Below are 16,583 nucleotides of genomic sequence, written 5' to 3' on the forward strand. Positions count from 1 at the left end.
GGGTCGAGCGAGGAGGCATGTGATGGCGGAGTTCGAGCGGGGGTCGGTCCGGGCGAACGGGCTGGGCTTCGAGTACCTCTCGATGGGGAAGGGGCCGCTCGCGCTGTGCGTGCACGGGTTCCCCGACTCGCCCTACAGCTACCGGCACCTCCTGCCGGCGCTCGCCGACGCCGGGTACCGGGCGGTCGCACCGTTCAACCGCGGGTTCGCTCCCACGGAGCTGCCGGCGGATCGCCACCACGTCCACACGAGCACGATGGTGGCCGACCAGAACGCGCTGCACGAGGCGCTCGGAGGTGACGGCGACGCGATCCTCGTCGCACACGACTGGGGTGCGGTCGGGGCGTGGGGCGCGGCCGGGAAGGCCCCCGACCGGTGGCGGCGCTGCATCGTCGTCAACATTCCGCCGTTCGAGATCTTCGGTGCGAACATCCCCACCTACGACCAGATCAAGCGTTCGTTCTACTTCTGGTACTTCCAGATGCTGCACGTGGCCGCCGACGTGATCGCGGCCGACGACTTCGCGTTCATCGATCGGATCTGGGGCGACTGGTCGCCCGGGTACGACGCGAGCGAGGACCTGCCTCACGTCAAGGACTGCATCCGTGATCCGGCCCACTTCCAGGCCGCGCTCGGCTACTACCGCTGCCAGTTCGACCCCACGCGGTTCGGATCACCGGAATGGGTGGCCGAGCAGGCGGACGCGTGGGGCGCGAACATCACCCAACCGACCCTGTACCTGCACGGCACCCAGGACGGCTGCCACGGGATGTCGCAGGCGCAGGTGGACCGCGTACCGACGCTGTGCGGACCCGGCTCGCGGTCCGAGCTGATCGAGGGAGTCGGGCACTTCATGATGGTCGAGCGGCCGACCGAGATCAACAAGCGGATCATCGGATTCCTGGACGGCACGGAGTAGGTGAGCTGCGGGAGCGCAGGCTGATCACGACGACGGCGGCACCGGCAGACCCGAAACACGACGAAGAGATCGCTGGCGGCAAGGCGGCCGTGGCAGTATCGGCGGCGTGGGGCTGCAGGACGACCGCGCCGAGCACGGCAGGAAATGAGCGTCGGCGGCCGTGCGCCCTGGTGACGGCGAGGTCCTCCACTTCTCCGAGGACCCGGCGATCACCGAGTTCGTCCCGCACGTCGCCGCCACCGCTCGCGTGCCGGGCGCCTACGTGTGGGCGGTCGACGCGAAGCGGGCGCCTGGGTACTGGTTCCCGCGCCAGTGCCCGCGGGTGCTCGCGTGGTCGGTCGCGGGCACCACGGCCGCGGACGTGGGCCGGATCCTCGGCCCGTCCGGGGCGCCCCGCCTGCACGCCGTGGAGTACGCGTGGCTGGAACGGATGCGCTCGGTGCGGCTGTACGCCTACCGGCTGCCTGCCGAGCGGTTCCGCCCGTTCGGGGAGCCGGAGCCCGCGCGCCTGCAAGGCGAGCCGGAGCCGACCGCCCACGTCGCGGAGGTGCCGGTCCGGCCGCTCGGGCCGCCGGAGCGGGTCGGCGACCTCTTCACTCTCCACGAGGAAGCCGGCATCGAGCTGCGCGTGCTCCCGCGGCTGTGGCCGCTCTGGGATGCGATCGTGGCGAGCACGCTCGGGTTCAGCGGCATCCGGTTGCGGAACGCGCGGCCGGATCAGCGCCCCGACGGCCGCCGGAACGTGCGCTCGTAGCGCCGCACGCACCGCGGCGCGGATCCGGTACCTCTCAGCCCTCGGCCAGCCGCTCGAGCCGGTCCCGGGTAATCGGCCCACCAGGCCGCGTCGCCCTCGACCATGTCGTCCCCGGCGCGCCGCATGCCGACCGTGCCGTCCACCAGCTCCCGCACGATGTCGGCGTGGCCCGCGTGGCGGTGGGTCTCGGCGATCATGTGCACGAGGACGCGGTGCAGGGTGACGCGGGCACCGCTACGGGGCAACCGGCGCGACCTCGACGCCCAGCTCGGTGGCCCCGACGAACTGGCGGGCGGCGATGCTGCCCATCGGCATGATCGGCCCGGCCTGGACGTCGCGCCACATCCGCTCGAAGGGCACGGCACGGCCGAACGCGGCGCCGCCGTTCACCTCGGCCAGCCGCTGCAGGATCTCGGTGGCGTGGTGCGCTGCTACGTGCTTGACGGTGATGCAGCGCGCCACGGCCTCTTGCACGTCCATGGCGTGCAGCTCGCGGGAGACGACCTCCTCGACGTGCCGGTGGATCACCGCCCGCGACGACTCCAGCAGCATGCGGCAGTGCCCGACGGCGTCCTGCACCACCGGGTCGGTGCCGCGGCTCGAGGCGGTGATCCGGTCGACGGTCCACCGCATGGCCCCGTTCGCGACACCGGTGTAGACGGCGGCGAACGCCGGCATCGCCCACGCCCACACCGTCTCCATGACGCGCCGGTCGAGGTGGCCGATCGGCAGCGAGTGGACGACCGCGGAGTCCGGCACGAACACGCCGTCGAACTCAAGGTCGTCGCTGCGGGTGGAGCGCATCCCCAGGGTGTCCCAGGTGGGGTGCACCCGGATGCCCCGGGAGTTCATGGAGACCGCGCACAGCAGCAGCCGCGGGCCACCCTCGGCGTCCTGGTCGCGTGCGGTGGTGGAGAAGTCGGTGGCGATCGCCGAGTTCGTCGCGAAGATCTTCCGCCCGGTGAGCAGGTAGCCACCGTCGGTGCGCCGGGCCACCGTGTTGGCGTCGGTCATGCGGTTGGCCAGCCCGCGCTCCGCGGTGAGCGCCGCCCACACGAGGGTGCCCTCCGCGGCCCGGCGGAGCAGGCCGGCGAGCCGCTCGTCCCCGGTGCGCCGCCACACGCTCGCCCACTGGCCGAGCGGCGAGATGTGCATGGCCAGCGACAGCGCCGTCGAACCGTCCGCGGACGCGATGCGCTCCAGCACCCCGACGACCTCGGGCAGCCCCGCGCCGGAGCCGCCGAGCTCCTCGGGCACCGACATCCGCATGATCCTCGCCTCGGCGAGGTCGGCGTAGTTGTCGTGGGGGAACGAGGCCTCGCGGTCGTGCTCGGCCGCGCGCCCGGCGAACGTCCGCGCGAGCCGATCGGCCTCGGCGAGGATCTGCCCGCCCCGTTCGCTGGTCGTCGTCGACATGTCCCGGATTCTGTCGGCAGGCGGTGGTGGGTGTCACGGAACGCTCGGGAAGGCGGCGATGCTGGAGCCGCCGCATCGGGTGGGCGTTGCGTTATCGGCGGGCTCGGGATCCGGCGCCCGAATTCGAGGGTTATGTCCCGATTTCAACGATCGTCGCAGCCCTTTCTCCCCTCTGTTCACTCCGACGACTGGTCATGCCGCCGGCCACTTCTGTGCTGTGATGCCCTGGTGCCTCCAGCGCCGGATGCCGTCGCCGCGCAGCTGGCCATCGACGCCGACCCCGCCGTCCGCGCGCTGGCCCGCCGCGAGCTCCTCGACGACCCGGACCCGGACGAGGAGGTCCTGCGGAGTCCCATGGTGCGCGGGCTGCTCGCCGGGCTCGAGGGCCGGCCCGCGCTGGAACGGCCGTACGGCAAGTGGGCCGGGGCGCACTGGCGGCTCGTCTCGCTCGTCGAGCTCGGCGTCCCGGCCGGGTACGGACCTGCGGTGCGGGCTGCGGACGCGGTGCTCGGGTACTGGGCCGCCACCGATCGGCTCGCCGGTGTGCCGGTGGTGGACGGCCGCCGCCGGATGCACGCCTCCCAGGAGGGGAACGCGGTGGCAGTGGCCTGCCGGCTCGGAATGGCCGGCGACGAGCGGGTCGACCGCCTCGTCGGGCACCTCGTCGCCGGTCGATGGCCGGACGGCGGCTGGAACTGCGACCGGCGCCGCGCCGCGTCACGTTCGTCGGTGCACGAGACGTTGCCCGCGCTGTGGGGCCTGCACGAGTACGCGACGGCGACGGGTGACGTGCGTGCCCGCCGGGCCGCGGAGGCTGCGGCCGAGGTGCTGTTGGCGCGCCACGTCGTGTTCGCGGCCGGTACGGACCGGCCGCTGCACCGATCGGTCGTCGACCTGCACCACCCGCCGTACTGGCACTACGACGTGCTGCAAGCGCTCGTTGTGCTCGACCGGGCTGGTCTCCAGGACGATCCGCGGACCCGGCGGGCCCGCGACGTGGTGGCCGGGAAGCAACGTCGCGACGGCGGCTGGCGTGCCGTGCGCCCGTGGTGGCGGCCGCCCGGCTCGGCGGGGATGGCCGAGGCCGTCGACTGGGGCCCCGCGGCGCACCAGATGGTCACGCTGAACGCGCTGCGGGTGCTCAGCTCTCGTGCGCCTCCGGGTCACGGGCGAGCACCGACCTGCCGCCGTCCACCGGAACCGTGGCGCCCGTGACGTACGCGGCGTCGTCGGACAGCAGGTGCGCGATCACGGACGCCGCCTCGGCGGCCGCGCCCACCCGGCCGAGCGGGTGGATCCGCCGCATCTCCTCCTCGACGTGCGCAGCGGCCCCGGGGCCGAGCCCGTCGAGGAACGCCGCGTAGCGCTCGGTGGCGATCGAGCCGAGGGCCACGGCGTTCACCCGCACGCCGCGCGCACCGTACTCGACGGCGAGCGCGCGCGTGAGGCCCTCGATCGCCGCCTTCGCCGTGACGTACGGCGTGCAGCCGGGCACCGCGCGCTGGGCCTGGTGCGACGAGACGTTGACGATCGCGCCGCCGGTGCCGGCCGCGAGGAACCGGCGCACCGCCGTGGTGGCGCCGACGACGGCGGGGGCGAGGTTGGTGTGGACGAGCTCGAGGATCTCCGGTGCCGGGGCGCTGTGCACCGAGGCGTCGCGGAAGACGGCGGCGTTGTTGACCCAGCCGGTGAGCGGCGCGGCGTGCTCGGCGCGGTCGGCGGCCTCCTCGGTGACCGTGGCGTCGGCGGCGCTGCCGGTGACGCCGATCGCGCGGGGGTGGTCGGCGAACCGGTGGAGGGCGCCGGCGTCGAGTTCGATCGCGACCACGTGGGCGCCGTCGCGCAGCAGCCGATCGACCACGGCAGCGCCGACGCCGCGGCCTCCTCCGGTGACGACGACGGACCGCGGCGCGAGGTCGGACGGCACGACACCAGCCTAACGATGACCTTACGATCTCCGGCGGTGTGACGGTTGTTGCGATTTCGTGATCGCCGGTCGAAACTGTGCCTGTCGACCCTGGGCGGAAGGGTCGAAATCGCCCTGTGACCTGGTGGAACGGCCTCGTTCCCGGCCGTCGTGATCGTCAAACGTGAATGTGATAGCGCTCACATTTTCTACCCGGTCTGGCCGATCAGGCGTCGGCAGGCCGGTTTCCGGCCTGTTAAGTTCCCCTGACATGACCGCACTTGCTGGATCCCCCGACCGGGCACGTCCGAAACCAGGGGATCAGCTGACGATCGGTCGCCCGGAGGTCTCCGATGGTGTCGCGTGCTGGCGCCTCGCCGAGGCCACCGGAGTCCTTGACGTCAACTCTCGATACTCCTACCTGTTGTGGTGTCGTGATTTCGCCGCCACGTCGGTGGTGGCGCGCCGCGATGGGGAGGTGCAGGGGTTCGTCACCGGGTACCGTCGGCCGGAGGAGCCGTCCACGCTGGTCGTCTGGCAGGTCGGGGTGGATGCCGCGGCCCGCGGGCAGGGCGTGGCGGCAGCGATGCTCGACGCGCTGTTCGACCGGGTACCCGGGGTCGACCACCTCGAGGCCACCGTCACGCCCGACAACACGGGGTCCATCGCGCTGTTCAGCCGCTTCGCCGAGCGGCGCGGTGCTCCGGTGAGCCGTACCGAGCTGTTCGCGGCCGAGCTGCTCGGCGACGGCCACGAACCAGAGATCTTGTTCCGGATCGGACCGGTCAACCGCTGACCGGACGATCACTATGCCGTTTCACAGGGGGAGGCCCGTGGAAACGACCGTTTTCGACGACCTCGAGTCCGAGGTCCGCAGTTACTGTCGCAACTGGCCGGTGGTCTTCGACACCGCAAAAGGGTCGACGATCACCGACGTTGAAGGAAAAAAATATCTCGACTTCTTCGCCGGAGCGGGGGCGCTCAACTACGGGCACAATCCGCCGGCGCTGAAAAAGCCGCTCCTGGAGTACCTCGCGCGCGACGGCATCACCCATGGCCTCGACATGTACACCACGGCCAAGGGTGAGTTCCTGCGCGCGTTCGAGGATCTCGTGCTGAAACCGCGCGGTCTCGACTACAAGGTCCAGTTCCCGGGGCCGACCGGCGCCAACACCGTCGAGTCGGCCCTCAAGCTCGCGCGCAAGATCACCGGCCGCGAGTCGATGATCAACTTTACGAACGGGTTCCACGGCATGACGCTGGGCGCCCTGTCCGTCACCGGGAACTCCATGAAACGCGGCGGCGCGGGCGTCCCGCTCGTGCACGCCACCCCGATGCCGTTCGACAACTACTTCGACGGCACGGTCCCGGACTTCTTGATGTTCGAGAAACTCCTCGAGGACGCGGGGAGCGGCCTGAACGAGCCCGCGGGCGTCATCGTCGAGACGGTGCAGGGCGAGGGCGGGATCAACCCGGCCCGCATCGAGTGGTTGCAGGGGCTCGAGGACCTGTGCCGGCGCCACGGCATGATCCTGATCGTCGACGACGTGCAGATGGGCGTCGGCCGCACCGGCCCGTTCTTCTCGTTCGAGGCGGCCGGTATCCGGCCCGACATCGTCTGCCTCTCCAAGTCGATCAGCGGCTACGGCCTGCCGATGGCCCTCACTCTCATCAAGCCCGAGCTCGACCAGTGGGGCCCCGGTGAGCACAACGGCACGTTCCGGGGGCACAACCCCGCGTTCGTCACCGCCACCGCGGCGCTGCGCGAGTTCTGGACCGACGACGTGCTCGAACGCTCCACCGTCGCCAAGGGTGAGCGGGTGGAGGCCACCCTCGCCGAGCTGGCGGCCTCGTCGGACAGCGTGGAGCTCACGCCCAAGGGACGCGGCCTCGCCCGCGGCCTGTCCTTCTCCCAGCCCGAGCTGGCCGCCAAGTCGTGCGCCGCGGCGTTCGAGCGGGGGCTGATCATCGAAACGGCTGGTCCCACCGACGAGGTCATGAAGCTGATGCCGCCGCTCACGATCACCGATGCCGAGCTGGAGGAGGGACTGGCGGTGGTCGCCGAGTCCGTCCGGGCCGTCACCGAAGGGATGTCCGCGTGATCGTCCGTACGCTCGAGGAGATCACCGGCACCGAGCGCGACGTCGAGACGCCGCACTGGCGCAGCAAGCGCATCGTGCTGGCCGGCGACGGCGTCGGGTTCTCGCTGCACGAGACCGTGCTCGACGCCGGGTCGGTCAACGACTTCTGGTACGCCAACCACATCGAGGCCGTCTGGGTCATCGAGGGCGAGGGCGAGCTCACCGACAAGGACAACGACGTCACCTACAAGCTCGGCCCGGGTTCGGTCTACGTCCTCAACGGCCATGAGCACCACCAGCTGCGCCCGCGCACGCAGATGCGCACGGTGTGCGTGTTCAACCCGCCGGTGACCGGACGCGAGGTGCACGACGAGAACGGCGTGTACCCACTGATCGTCGAGCCCGCACCGGCGGCGGAGGCTTCCTGAGGGAGGTCGCCGCCCCCGAGGTGTCGCGAACGGCTGCCACTGCACCACGTGGCGGCCGTTCGCCGGTCGAGGGAGGAGTTATGGACCAGGGTTGGCTCGAGGGCCTCGTGCTCGGTGACGTGATGAGATCTCGCGCCGAGACCCACCGGAACGCGGCGTTCCTGAAGTTCCGCGACGGCGAGCTGTCCTTCGCAGAGGTGGACACCGCCGCCGACAGGTACGCCAACGGGTTCGCCGGCGAGGGCGTGCGGCGCGGCGACCACGTGGCGGTGATGCTGCCGAACTGCCCCGAGTTCGTGCCGGTGATCGTCGCGCTCTCGCGCATCGGCGCGGTCGCGGTGCCGGTGAACACGGCGTACCGGGGGGAGCTGCTGCGGCACGTGCTGGACAGCTCCGACGTCTCGACGTTGCTCATCGACGCCGAGTACGTCGACCGCCTCCCCGCGGTGCTGCCGACGGTGCCCGACCCGATCCGCGTCATCGTGCGCGGGCCGGAGCCGTCGCTCGACCTGCTCGGCGACGGCGCGATCCCGATGTCGCGGCTGCTCGCGCACGGCGCCGACCCGATCCACGGCGACGCGCGCTTCTCCGACCTGCAGGCGATCATGTACACGTCCGGCACCACGGGGCGCTCCAAGGGCGCGATGGTGCCGCACGCACTGGCCCTGTCCTGCGCGCACGACTCGCTGGACTTCCTGGATCGCCGCGGCAAGACGACCTACTGCCCGCTGCCGCTGTTCCACGCCGCGGGCCTGTGGGACGGGGTGTTCTCCGCGCTGCTGTCCGGCAGCCCGATCGGCATCGTCGAGCGGTTCAGCGCCTCGCGGTTCTGGGACGACGTGCGGTACTTCGACGCGCAGGTCACCATGAGCGTGTTCGCGATGATCCCGATCCTGCTGAGCGCCCCACCCGGGCCCCGGGACCGCGACCACCCCCTCGAGACGTTCTACATGGGCAAGTCGGCGCTGGACGCACCCTTGCTCGAGCGCTTCGGCGTCCGGTCGGCCGAGACCTACACCAGCACCGAGGTCGGCATCGCGACCGGGAGCCCGTACGGGCGGTGGCGGCTCGGCTCGATGGGGCAGGCCCACGCCGAGCGCTTCGAGGTGGCCGTCGTCGACGAGGACGACCGGGAGGTCCCCGCAGGCGACCCGGGCGAGCTCGTCGTGCGGCCGAAGCAGCCGTTCGTCATCACCACCGGCTACTACGGGATGCCCGAGGCCACCGCGAGGGCGTTCCGCAACATGTGGTTCCACACCGGCGACCGCGCGTGGCGCGACGACGACGGCTACTTCTACTTCCTCGACCGGATCGCCGACGCCATCCGCAGGCGCGGGGAGAACATCTCGGCTTTCGACATCGAGTGCGAGGTCAACCTGCACCCGGACGTCGTCGAGTCGGCGGCCTTCGGCGTGCCGTCCGAGCTGGGTGAGGAGGACGTCAAGCTGGCGGTCGTGCGGACCCCCGGCGCCGACCTGTCCCCGGCGGAGCTCGTCGCGTACTGCGCGGCCAAGCTGCCGTCGTTCATGGTGCCGCGCTACATCGAGTTCGTCGGCGAGCTGCCCCGCACCCCCACCGACAAGGTGGCCAAGCACACCCTGCGGGCGATGGGTGATCAGGGCCTCACACCGGGTACCTGGGATCGCGAGCGCGCGGCGCCGAGCACGCGGGCCACCCAGGCGTCCGCGGCCGCGGAGGCGACCCCGGGAAGGACGGCATGAACTGGGAGGACACTCCTGAGCAGGCGGCGTTCCGCGAGGAGGTGCGCGCGTTCGTCCGCGACGGGTTCCCGGCCGCGTACACGCCGGACCCGGACGCCGAGCAGAGCCTCGAACCGGAGGACGTCTGGGGCTACAACTGGCCGGTCGACCGGGGCAGCTCGGACCCGGCCCGCCGGGACGGCGCCCGGCAGTGGGCCGCGGCGCTCGCGGAACGCGGCTGGATCACCCCGCACTGGCCCGTCGAGTACGGCGGTGCCGGGCTGTCCGCCATGGAGGAGTTCATCCTCCAGGAGGAGATGATGCGGGCGCGCGTGCCCACCGTGAACGGCATCGGCGCGTTCCTGCTCGGCCCCACCCTCCTCGCACACGGCACGGACGAGCAGCGCGCCGAGCACCTGCCCCCGATCGCCCGCGGGGAGCGCACCTGGGCGCAGGGCTTCTCCGAACCGGGGGCCGGCTCCGACCTGGCCGGGCTGCGGACGCGGGCCGTGCGGGACGGCGACCACTACGTGGTCGACGGGCAGAAGGTGTGGACCTCCCTCGGCCACCACGCCGACTGGCTGTTCGTCCTGGTCCGCACCGACCCGGACGCCGCGCCGAAGCACCGCGGGATCACGTTCCTGCTCGTCGACGTGAACACGCCGGGCGTCACGGTGCGCCCGATCCGCGACATCCGCGGCGACGCCCCGTTCTCGGAGATCTTCTTCTCCGGCGCCCGCGTGCCGGTGGCCAACCGGGTGGGCGAGGAGAACCGGGGCTGGTACGTCGCGATGGACGCGCTCAGCTTCGAGCGGGCCGGGATCGGGGCCACGATCAAGTACGAGCAGGCCATCGCCCGCCTCGTCGAGCACATCGGCACACCGGAGGGGCGGGAGCGCCTGCGGGAGGGCTGGGAGCGCGGCGCCCGCCAGGAGATCGCGCGGCGCTACGTCGAGATGCGGGTGCTGTACAACATCGCCCGCTACAGCGTCACGAACCCGGTGCCGGGGTACGAGGCGTCGGTCAACCAGCTCTTCAGCGCCGAGCTGCACCAGCGGCTCGCGCGCACCGGCGCCCACGTGTTCGGCCGCAACGGGCTGCTGTGGCAGCGCCGGGACGCCCCGCTGGGCGCCGCTTTCACCCACATGCGCATGGACTCCGTGGCCGCCACGTTCCTCGGCGGCGCGTCCGAGATCCAGCGCAACGTCATCGCCACTCGGGGCCTCGGCCTCCCCCGTTCCTAGGAGGATCACATGACCGAAGGACTGGACGTCGTCGTCAAGGACCGCGTCTGCTGGATCACGCTCGACCGGCCGAAGAAGCTCAACGCGCTGACCCCCGAGATGATGCACGGCCTGCGCAAGGTGTTCACCGACATCGACGACGACCCCGAGGTCTGCGTCGCGGTGCTGCGCGGGGCCGGCGAGAAGGGGTTCTGCGCCGGGATGGACCTGGACTGGTCGGAGTCGCTCACGAAGGCCGACCGGATCGAGCAGGGCCGCCTCGGCGAGAAGACGTTCGCGATGATGGAGCGGCTCTCGATCCCGGTGTTCGCCGCGGTGCACGGCTACGCCGTCGGCGGCGGGCTCGAGCTGGCGCTGGGCGCGGACTTCATCGTCTGCTCCGACAACGCGAAGATGGGACTGGTGGAGATCACCCTCTCCGCCCGGCCGCCCTACCAGCCGAAGTTCATGGACGGCAAGGAGGACCCCGACCAGCCCGAGGTCGGCGGCAGCGCCCCCGGCTGGGGCGGGCTCAAGCGGCTGCCGGCGCGCATCGGCATGGCGCGGGCCAAGGAGATGCTGTTCACCGGGGTCCGGCTGGACGCGCAGCGGGCCCTGCAGCTCGGCCTGGTCAACGACGTGTTCCCGGCCGACGAGTTCGATGAGAAGGTGGCCGCGCTCGCCGATCGGATCGGGGCGATGAACCGCTACAACCTCCGCCTCGTCAAGGAGCTCGTCACCGCCGGGTACGACTGGATCGAGCCGCACTCGAGCTAGAGAGGGTTTTGAGACTTGCGTAGCGGTGCGGGTAGCGGAACCTCAGGCGCTCCCTCGCTCCGGGATCGCCTCCTCATGAATGCCACTTCACCACGTCGGCGCTGTCCTCGCGAGGAAGCGCCTGAGAACCCGCGGCGGTGCCGGCTGACGGCCAACGATCAAGCGGCTCAGCCGCTTGAAAAACGCCCATAGGGCCAGGAGACAAGAGATGCTCAAGATCTACCGGATCGACCACGTCGCGGTCGCCGTACCCGACCTGGACAAGCAGCTCGCGCTGCTGGAGGGCCTGTTCGGCTTCCAGCGCACCCACGTGTGGGACAACCCGGACGCGGGCGTCCGCGGGGCCCGGCTCGCCGTGCCCGGCAGCGCGGGCCAGACCTGGGTGGTGCTCGCGCCGTCCGGCGAGGGCGGCAAGCTCTCGGCCTGGCTCGACGAGAAGGGCGGCCGCCCGGGGTTGCACCACGTCGGGGCCGAGGTGCCGGACCTCGACGCCGCGGCCACCGAGCTCGACAAGCGCGGGCTCCAGGTCACCGACTCCGTGCCCGGCCGCTGGGTGGAGGCGTCGCTGTCCCCGCCCGAGCACGGTCCCGGTGTCCTGTGGCGGCTGCGCGGCCCCGGCAACCTCGCCATGCTCGGCGACGACGACGCGACGGCGGTCGAGCCCGTCGACCCGAACGGGCCCACCCTCGGCATCCGCGGGATCGACCACATCTGCCAGGCCTTCCACGACCGCGACGAGCTCTCGCGGTGGTACTCCGACCTCGCCGGGTTCGTCGAGGTCTGGCGCACGGCCGACGACGAGATCCCCGACATGGCCGACCTCGTGCTGAACGTCCCCGGCTCCAGCATCTGCTGGGAGGTGATCACCGGTCGCGGCGAGGACTCGTTCGTCGACAAGTTCCTCGCGCGCAACGGGGCCGCCGCCCACCACGTGACGTTCGAGGTCGCCGACTGGGACGCGGCGCTGGCGGCCTGCGGCGTCCACGACATCCCGACGTTCGACGACGAGGAGGGCGTCAAGGACGGCGCCGCGTGGAAGCACACGTTCATCCACCCCAAGCACGCGGGCGGCGTGCTCGTGCAGCTCTTCTGGGAGGAACGCCCCGGCGTCTGGGTGCGCTCCGACAAGATCCCGCCCGCGAACTGACAGGGACCACCGCATGGATCTGACCCTGACCGAGGACCAGGAGCTCATCCGCACCACCGCCCGTGACGTGCTCGCCGGGCGGGTGGGCGCGGCCGGCGTCGAGGCGGTGGCCGGGGACCCGGCGGGCTTCTCGGCCGACCTGTGGAAGGAGATGGTCGAGCTCGGCTGGACCGGGCTGGCGATCCCGGAGACGTACGGCGGCGTCGGTGCGGGCTTCCTCGAAGCCTGCCTGCTGATCGAGGAGATGGGCGCGGCCCAGGTGCCGAGCCCGTTCCTGCACACCGTGCTGGGTGGCGCGACCATCGAGCGGCACGGCTCGACCGAACAGCGGGAACGCTGGTTGGGCGGAATCGCCGAGGGCCGCACCATCGCCTACGCCGACGGGGCGAACGTCACGGCCACGGCGTCCGGCGACGGGTACGTCCTGGAGGGCACCGCGCGGTTCGTGCCGTTCGCGCACGCCGTCGACGACCTGCTGGTGGTGGCGGGCCCCACCGCATTCCTCGTCGAACGGGGCGCGTCCGGCGTCACCACCGAGCGGCTGGACGTGATGGGCCCGAACGCCGAGAACGACGTCCGGTTCGCGGGCGTCGCGGTGCCGGCCGACCGGGTGCTCGGCGATGTCGGCGGTGGGGCCGCGGTCGCCGCCACGGCCACCGCCTTCGGGGCGGCCGCCACGTGCGCCGAGATGGTGGGCGGCGTGCAGCGCGTGCTCGACATGACCGTGGAGTACGCGGGTCAGCGCGAGCAGTTCGGCCGGCCGATCGGCAGCTTCCAGGCCGTGCAGCACCACTGCGCGGACATGGCGATCGACGTCCTCACCGCGCGCTTCATCGCCTTCGAGGCGATCTGGCGGCTCGCGGCGCAGGGGCAGGACGCTGCCGACGTGGCGCTGACCGTATCGGTGGCCAAGTCCTGGGTGAGCGACGCCTACCAGCGGGTGTGCGCGCTCGGGCACCAGGTGCACGGCGCCATCGGCTTCACCGCAGAGCACCACCTGCACCACTACCTGCAGCACGCCACCAGCGCGGCGCTCGCATTCGGCGACGGCGACCTCCACGCCGACCGGGTGGCCGACGGGATTGGCCTGCCGCGGTCCTAGAGATCGCATTGCGCACGCACCGTGCTCGAACCACATCGTTGTCACTCGCGGGGTACCCCACCGCGGGGCGGTCGGTGACGCAGGGCACAACAAGAAACGGCCCCCTCATGGAGGGGGCCGTCGGGCTCAGGCTGCTCACCTGAGCGGGGTACACGACAAGACTACATCGGTGCCGCCGGTAGCCGCTAGGAGGGACGGGCTGGTGGATGACACCGGTGAGCGGGTCAAGGCTTACATCGACGGCTTCAACCTGTACCACGGCCTGCGGGAGAAGCATGGCCGTCGCTATCACTGGCTTGACCAGACGTTGTGGCTGCGGACGGGGTCCTACTGCAGCGTCCGACCTACTGGAAGCAGTAGTACGTTCGCCGATCGCGGTCTTGCCCGGGGCTCGTATCCACTCACGGGTGTTCGAGCGTGCGCAGCGGCAGGAGTTCGGGTCGCTTCGGCGTGAACCCGTCGCCCGTGGCGTGGCCCTGCAGCCGCCTGCGGACGTAGGGCATCACGAAGTCCCGCATCCAGCGCAGGTCCTCGCCCACCCATGCTTGCCAGGAGGTCGGGGCCATCTCGGGCAGCGGGGTGCGCCAGTCTTCGGTGACGGGCTCGCCGAGCGTCTCCAGCACGCGCAGCGCCACGCGACCGTGGCCCTCGGCGGTGAGGTGCAGCCGGTCGCGGCCCCAGCTGCGGGGATCCGCGAGCGGTGCCATGCCCCAGAGGTCCACCACCGTGCTGCCGTGCCGCTCGGCGCTCGCGCGCATCAGCTCGTTGTAGCAGGCCACCCGCCCTCGCAGGCGGCGCAGGATCGGGTGCATCCGACCCAGGTCGAAGCCCGTGAACACCAGCACGTGCGCCCCGGTGGCCGTGACGCGCTCCAGCGCGGCGTCGAAGCGGCGGGCGAGGTCGTCGGTGTCGCAGGAGAACCGGATGATGTCGTTGCCGCCGGCGCAGAACGTGATCAGGTCCGGGCGCAGGCGCTCGGCCACCGGGAGCTGGTCCTCGACGATCTGGTCGAGGAGCTTGCCGCGCACGGCGAGGTTGGCGTACCGGAAGCCGGGGCGGGAGGCCGCCAGCTGCTCGGCCACGCGATCGGCCCAGCCGCGGGGCGTACCGTCGGCGCGCCAGTCGTCCAAGCCCTCGGTGAAGCTGTCCCCGAGTGCGAGGAAGCTGCTGATGGGTTGCATCGGCCATCGCCCCCTTTCCATTCACCAGCCCGCCATCTCCTCGACGGGCAAAGCATCCTCCAATATCACCCAGGACCGGGGAGACCCGCCAGTGGGGGTGATCCATTCGTGGGCGTAGGGCACCCTTAGCTCATGGGAAGCCGGAAGGACGCCGCCGAGCCGGGCCTCGCCGAGGTCCTCGGCGGGCGCGGCGGCGCCGTCGACGCCACCGTGCCGGTGGTCGCGTTCGTCGCGGCGTTCACGGTCGCCGACGCGGTGGGCTGGGCCTCCCCGGTCGCCTGGGCGGGTGGGGCCGCTGTGCTCGTCGGTGCCGTGGTGGCCGTGATCCGACTCGTCCGCGGTGGCCGCCCGCGCGCGGTGCTCTTCGGCCTGCTCGGTGTGGCGGTGGCGGCGCTGGTCGCCCTGTACACCGGCCGTGCCGTCGACTTCTTCCTGGTCCAGATCGTGAGCAATGCGGCGAGCGCGCTGGCGTGGGCCGTGTCGATCGTGGTGCGCTGGCCGTTCCTGGGGCTCGTCGTGGGCACCGCGCTCGGCCAGCGCACGCGGTGGCGGCGCGACCCCGATCTGCTGCGCGGCTACCAGCGCGCGAGCTGGGTGTGGGTCGGGCAGTACCTCGTGCGGCTCGCGGTGTTCCTCCCCCTCTACGCGGCGAACGCGGTGCTCGCGCTCGGTATCGCCCGCACCGTGCTCACCTGGCCGCTCGTGGCGCTGTGCGTCGCGCTCTCGTGGCCCGTCCTCCGGTCGGCGCTACCGCCCGGGCACGGCGGCCTACGCCATCCCGCCTCGCCGGGTGAAGACGCTGCCCCGGGCAGATGTGACGAGTCACGAACGAGCGAGCGCTGAGCGGACCCGCCGCCCCTAACCTCGGTCGATGCGAGTGTTGATCACCGGAGGTGCCGGGTTCGTCGGATCGCACGTTGCCGACCGGCTCGCCGCCGACGGCCACGACGTGCTGCTGCTCGACGCGCTGCTGCCGCAGGCGCACGGAGCGGGCGGCTGGGCGCCCCCGCACGAGCACGTCGTCGGTGACGTGCGCGACGAGGACCTGTTGGCCCGGCTGCTGCCCGGCGTGGACGCGGTGTGCCACCAGGCGGCGATGGTGGGCCACGGTGTGGACCCGTCGGACGCGCCGGCGTACGCCGCGCACAACGACCTCGGCACGGCGGTGCTGCTCGCCGCGATGCACGCCGCGGGAGTGGGCCGGCTGGTGCTGGCCGGGTCGATGGTCGTCTACGGCGAGGGCCGCTACGACTGCGCGGAGCACGGCGTCGTCCGGCCGCTGCCACGGGCGGAAGCGGATCTCGCGGCCGGGCGGTTCGAGCCACGCTGCCCGCGCTGCGGGCGGGAGCTCGCGGCGGGCCTCGTCGGCGAGGACGCACCGGCGGACCCGCGCAGCACGTACGCGGCCACGAAGCTCGCTCAGGAGCACCTGGCGAGCGCGTGGGCGCGGCAGTGCGGGGGCCGGGTCTGGTCGCTGCGCTACCACAACGTCTACGGCCCGCGGATGCCCCGGGACACCCCGTACGCCGGCGTCGCGTCGATCTTCCGGTCGGCGCTGGAGCGGGGCGACGCACCGCGGGTGCTCGAGGACGGGCGCCAGCGCCGCGACTTCGTGCACGTCACGGACGTCGCGGCAGCCAACGCGTTGGCGTTGACCGCCGACGCGGACGGCTTCGAGGCGGTGAACGTCTGCTCCGGCGAGCCGCACACCGTGGGTGAGCTGGCCCGCGAGCTGGCCGAGCAGATGGGCGGGCCGGCGCCGGTCGTGGTCGGCGGGGCCCGGCCCGGCGACGTGCGGCACGTGGTCGCCGACCCGGCGCGGGCCGGGAAACGGCTGGGCTTCAGCGCCGCCGTGACGTTCGCCGAGGGTGTCGCCGCCTTCGCCTGCGACCCGTTGCGGGAACCGGCCGTCACCGTTCGGTAAGCAGCGATGGGGGGTCCCACGAGCG

General features: G+C 72.0%; 17 protein-coding genes. 13 read left to right on the plus strand and 4 right to left on the minus strand.

What is annotated here, in order from left to right:
• Positions 1–22 precede the first annotated feature (22 nt).
• Both ACU436_RS31830 and ACU436_RS31835 read left to right on the plus strand, forming a co-directional pair.
• Positions 23–919, plus strand: a complete 897-nt coding sequence (locus ACU436_RS31830) for an alpha/beta fold hydrolase (RefSeq protein WP_459030720.1) — start codon at positions 23–25, stop codon at positions 917–919.
• Between the two features lie 160 nt (positions 920–1,079).
• Positions 1,080–1,673, plus strand: a complete 594-nt coding sequence (locus ACU436_RS31835; protein ID WP_459030721.1) for a DUF6886 family protein — start codon at positions 1,080–1,082, stop codon at positions 1,671–1,673.
• Here ACU436_RS31835 and ACU436_RS31840 read toward each other — a convergent pair.
• Both ACU436_RS31840 and ACU436_RS31845 read right to left on the minus strand, forming a co-directional pair.
• Entirely contained in the window at positions 1,637–1,918 is a 282-nt protein-coding gene (locus tag ACU436_RS31840; RefSeq protein WP_459030722.1) for a mycothiol transferase, read from the minus strand. The two genes, ACU436_RS31835 and ACU436_RS31840, sit on opposite strands and share 37 nt — an antisense overlap.
• Complete coding sequence (locus ACU436_RS31845) at positions 1,908–3,089, minus strand: acyl-CoA dehydrogenase family protein (protein WP_459030723.1); 1,182 nt, start codon at positions 3,087–3,089, stop codon at positions 1,908–1,910. The genes ACU436_RS31840 and ACU436_RS31845 overlap by 11 nt, the downstream gene beginning before the upstream one ends.
• A gap of 228 nt (positions 3,090–3,317) precedes the next feature.
• Between ACU436_RS31845 and ACU436_RS31850 the strand changes: the two genes are divergently transcribed.
• Positions 3,318–4,304: a hypothetical protein gene (locus tag ACU436_RS31850; RefSeq protein ID WP_459030724.1), complete on the plus strand. Its 987-nt coding sequence runs from the start codon at positions 3,318–3,320 to the stop codon at positions 4,302–4,304.
• Here the strand turns inward: ACU436_RS31850 and ACU436_RS31855 are convergent.
• Positions 4,231–5,016: an SDR family NAD(P)-dependent oxidoreductase gene (locus ACU436_RS31855; RefSeq protein ID WP_459030725.1), complete on the minus strand. Its 786-nt coding sequence runs from the start codon at positions 5,014–5,016 to the stop codon at positions 4,231–4,233. The two genes, ACU436_RS31850 and ACU436_RS31855, sit on opposite strands and share 74 nt — an antisense overlap.
• Before the next feature lie 250 nt (positions 5,017–5,266).
• On the opposite strand from ACU436_RS31855, the gene ectA reads away from it, so the two are divergent.
• The 8 genes from ectA to ACU436_RS31895 all read left to right on the plus strand — a co-directional run bounded on the left by ectA (position 5,267) and on the right by ACU436_RS31895 (position 13,453).
• Positions 5,267–5,791, plus strand: a complete 525-nt coding sequence (gene ectA, locus ACU436_RS31860; RefSeq protein ID WP_459030726.1) for a diaminobutyrate acetyltransferase — start codon at positions 5,267–5,269, stop codon at positions 5,789–5,791.
• A 37-nt stretch (positions 5,792–5,828) separates the two neighbouring features.
• Positions 5,829–7,097, plus strand: coding sequence for a diaminobutyrate--2-oxoglutarate transaminase (gene ectB / locus ACU436_RS31865; protein ID WP_459030727.1), 1,269 nt, complete (start codon positions 5,829–5,831; stop codon positions 7,095–7,097).
• Positions 7,094–7,504 carry an ectoine synthase gene (locus ACU436_RS31870; protein ID WP_459030728.1) on the plus strand — a complete coding sequence of 137 codons (411 nt, stop codon included), beginning with the start codon at positions 7,094–7,096 and terminating at the stop codon, positions 7,502–7,504. The genes ectB and ACU436_RS31870 overlap by 4 nt, the downstream gene beginning before the upstream one ends.
• 80 nt (positions 7,505–7,584) lie before the next feature.
• Positions 7,585–9,225: an AMP-binding protein gene (locus tag ACU436_RS31875; protein ID WP_459030729.1), complete on the plus strand. Its 1,641-nt coding sequence runs from the start codon at positions 7,585–7,587 to the stop codon at positions 9,223–9,225.
• On the plus strand, positions 9,222–10,448 hold the full coding sequence (locus tag ACU436_RS31880; protein ID WP_459030730.1) for an acyl-CoA dehydrogenase family protein: 1,227 nt from the start codon (positions 9,222–9,224) through the stop codon (positions 10,446–10,448). Before ACU436_RS31875 ends, ACU436_RS31880 begins: the two co-directional genes overlap by 4 nt.
• Positions 10,449–10,457: 9 nt before the next feature.
• Positions 10,458–11,204, plus strand: a complete 747-nt coding sequence (locus ACU436_RS31885; protein WP_459030731.1) for an enoyl-CoA hydratase/isomerase family protein — start codon at positions 10,458–10,460, stop codon at positions 11,202–11,204.
• Between the two features lie 208 nt (positions 11,205–11,412).
• The gene (locus ACU436_RS31890) at positions 11,413–12,351 is read left to right on the plus strand and encodes a VOC family protein (RefSeq protein WP_459030732.1); all 939 of its coding nucleotides are present in this window, start codon (positions 11,413–11,415) and stop codon (positions 12,349–12,351) included.
• Between the two features lie 13 nt (positions 12,352–12,364).
• Entirely contained in the window at positions 12,365–13,453 is a 1,089-nt protein-coding gene (locus tag ACU436_RS31895) for an acyl-CoA dehydrogenase family protein (RefSeq protein WP_459030733.1), read from the plus strand.
• Between the two features lie 401 nt (positions 13,454–13,854).
• On the opposite strand, the gene ACU436_RS31900 is transcribed toward ACU436_RS31895, so the two are convergent.
• Entirely contained in the window at positions 13,855–14,634 is a 780-nt protein-coding gene (locus tag ACU436_RS31900) for an SGNH/GDSL hydrolase family protein (protein ID WP_459030734.1), read from the minus strand.
• 132 nt (positions 14,635–14,766) lie between these two features.
• Here ACU436_RS31900 and ACU436_RS31905 point away from each other — a divergent pair, with 132 nt between their 5' ends.
• Positions 14,767–15,477 carry a DUF3159 domain-containing protein gene (locus ACU436_RS31905; protein ID WP_459030735.1) on the plus strand — a complete coding sequence of 237 codons (711 nt, stop codon included), beginning with the start codon at positions 14,767–14,769 and terminating at the stop codon, positions 15,475–15,477.
• Between the two features lie 28 nt (positions 15,478–15,505).
• Positions 15,506–16,558: an NAD-dependent epimerase/dehydratase family protein gene (locus ACU436_RS31910; RefSeq protein ID WP_459030736.1), complete on the plus strand. Its 1,053-nt coding sequence runs from the start codon at positions 15,506–15,508 to the stop codon at positions 16,556–16,558.
• Positions 16,559–16,583: the final 25 nt, after the last annotated feature.

The sequence above is a fragment of the Pseudonocardia wallangbongensis genome (assembly GCF_054486945.1).